The following is a 2,242-nucleotide window of genomic DNA, read 5'->3' on the forward strand; positions in this document are numbered from 1 at the left end:
CCGCGGTCCGGATGGCGAACGCTGCGGGCCTGGTGGTGACGGCGCCCAAGGCCGTGCGGGACGGCCGCTGGTCACCGATTGTGGACCGTGTGCCGGGCGGCCACATGATTGAACGGCTGCTGGAGGTAATGCCCGAAGAGCTCGAAGCTGCCGACGGCGGTCTGCTGGCTGTCATCGCCTCTGACCACCGGCTGCCGGAGGTCCGGAAGGCGCTGGCCGCGACCTACGGTGAACGCGTGGGTGGCGGCGCCGGGGGACTGGAGCAGGACATTAGCGTGCTCGGCCCGCAGGAGGCCAAAGGCCTCGAATTCGACGCGGTGGTAGTGCTCGAACCGGCTGAGCTTTTGGCCCGGGTCAGTGGCCGGGTCGGCGACCTGTATGTGGCGATGACCCGTCCGACCCAGCGGCTGCGCCTGTTGGCCGAAGGCGACGTCCCCGAGGGCATTGAAGGCTGATATTTTGGTAACCGTGACTAATACGTTTCTCGATTCCCAACGCAACGACCCAGGTTTTGCCAACGTTTGGCAGGAACTGAAGTGGCGCGGACTTGTCCATGTTTCCACCGATGAGGCGGAACTTGAGAAGCTGCTGGCGGGGGATCCGATCACGTATTACTGCGGCTTCGATCCGACTGCCCCGAGCCTTCACCTGGGCAACCTGGTCCAGTTGCTGACCATGCGCCGGCTGCAGTTGGCCGGGCACAAGCCACTGGGGTTGGTGGGCGGCTCCACCGGGTTGGTCGGGGATCCCAGACCCACCGCCGAGCGCACCATGAACACGAAGGAAACCGTGGCGGAGTGGGTGGACCGCCTCAAGGGGCAAGTCCAGCGCTTTTTGGACTTCGACGGCGAGAACGCTGCGCGCATGGTCAACAACCTCGACTGGACGGCTCCGATGAGCGTGCTGGATTTCCTGCGCGACATCGGCAAGCACTTCCGCGTCGGCACAATGGTCAAGAAGGACATCGTCGCGTCCCGGCTAAATTCCGAGGACGGGATCAGCTACGCGGAATTCAGCTACCAGATCCTGCAGGGCATGGACTACCTGGAGCTATACCGGCAGTACGGCTGCATCCTGCAAACCGGGGGATCCGATCAGTGGGGAAACCTCACCAGCGGCATCGAGCTGATCCGCAAAGTTGAAGGCAAAGCCGTTCATGCAATCGGCACGCCCCTGATCACAAATTCGGACGGCACCAAGTTCGGTAAGAGCGAGGGCAATGCGATCTGGCTGGACGCGGACATGTGCAGCCCGTACGCCATGTATCAGTTCTGGCTCAACACGGCGGACGCTGACGTCGTCCAAAGGCTCAAGGTCTTCACCTTCCGCTCGCGGGAGGAGATCGACGAGCTCGAGCGGGCCGTAGCCGAACGGCCGCATACCCGTGAAGCACAGCGCGCCTTGGCCTACGAGGTGACCTCGATTGTTCACGGTACCGAAGCGACCGACAAGGTGATCGCTGCCTCCTCCGCTCTCTTCGGACAGGGGGAACTTGCCGAACTGGACGAGGCGACCCTGGTCGCCGCGACGGCGGAACTTCCCACCGCCGTTACCGGCGCAGATACCACCGGAATCATCGACCTGCTGGTTCAGTCGGGGTTGGCTGCCAGTAATTCCGCCGCCCGCCGCACGGTGGCAGAGGGGGGTGCCTACGTTAACAACCGGAAAATCAGCGATCCTGAGACCGTGGTGGGGGCGGACCAATTGCTGCACGGCAAGTACTTGTTGATGCGCCGCGGCAAGCGCACGCTCGCGATGGTCGAAGTTTCTGCCTGATCTGGTTCGCTGCCGGCACCTCCCGGCGTTGCCCAAGGGCCCGTTGTTCCTCCGCGAGAGGCGACTGCGGGCCCTTTCGCATGGGTGGCGCGCCTCACCCCCGAGCGATTTGCAGCCCGCGCCGGTGCCGTGTAATGTTTTCTGAGTCGCCGCCGCAGGTTGTGAAACAGCCAGCCGGAATGCGACAAACCCCCTCCGATAAATGACAGTGATCGTCATGCGCCCAGTGCGCAGGCAAATCCACTGAAGTTTCTCGCTGGGTTCATGCCTTTTCCAGGAAAAAGAAGCGGAAACGCGGATTTGACAGGAAGAAATGGAATGAAATACTCTAGAAACATCGCAGCGAAGAAAAAACAAAGCGAATTTCCTGGAAATTCTTTTGCTAAGTATTCGTTTGCTCCTGTTGTTTGAGAACTCAATAGTGTGCCAAGTTTGTTGATACCAATTTTTTATTGGTTGAAAGTGC

The 2,242-nt window shown here is 61.1% G+C and carries 2 protein-coding genes and 1 pseudogene; 2 read left to right on the forward strand and 1 reads right to left on the reverse strand.

The annotated features are described in order from the left end of the window. Nucleotides 1–455, forward strand: a pseudogene (locus tag AC5RWT_RS36685) (AAA family ATPase); the annotation flags it as partial. 13 nt (nucleotides 456–468) lie between these two features. After that, nucleotides 469–1,776: a tyrosine--tRNA ligase gene (tyrS, locus tag AC5RWT_RS36690; protein WP_494084510.1), complete on the forward strand. Its 1,308-nt coding sequence runs from the start codon at nucleotides 469–471 to the stop codon at nucleotides 1,774–1,776. 215 nt (nucleotides 1,777–1,991) lie between these two features. On the opposite strand, the gene AC5RWT_RS36695 is transcribed toward tyrS, so the two are convergent. Further along, a complete protein-coding gene (locus tag AC5RWT_RS36695; RefSeq protein ID WP_494084511.1) occupies nucleotides 1,992–2,195 on the reverse strand; it encodes a hypothetical protein in 204 nt (67 codons plus the stop codon). Nucleotides 2,196–2,242 lie beyond the last annotated feature (47 nt).

Source organism: Arthrobacter sp. Dra40 (assembly GCF_059091905.1).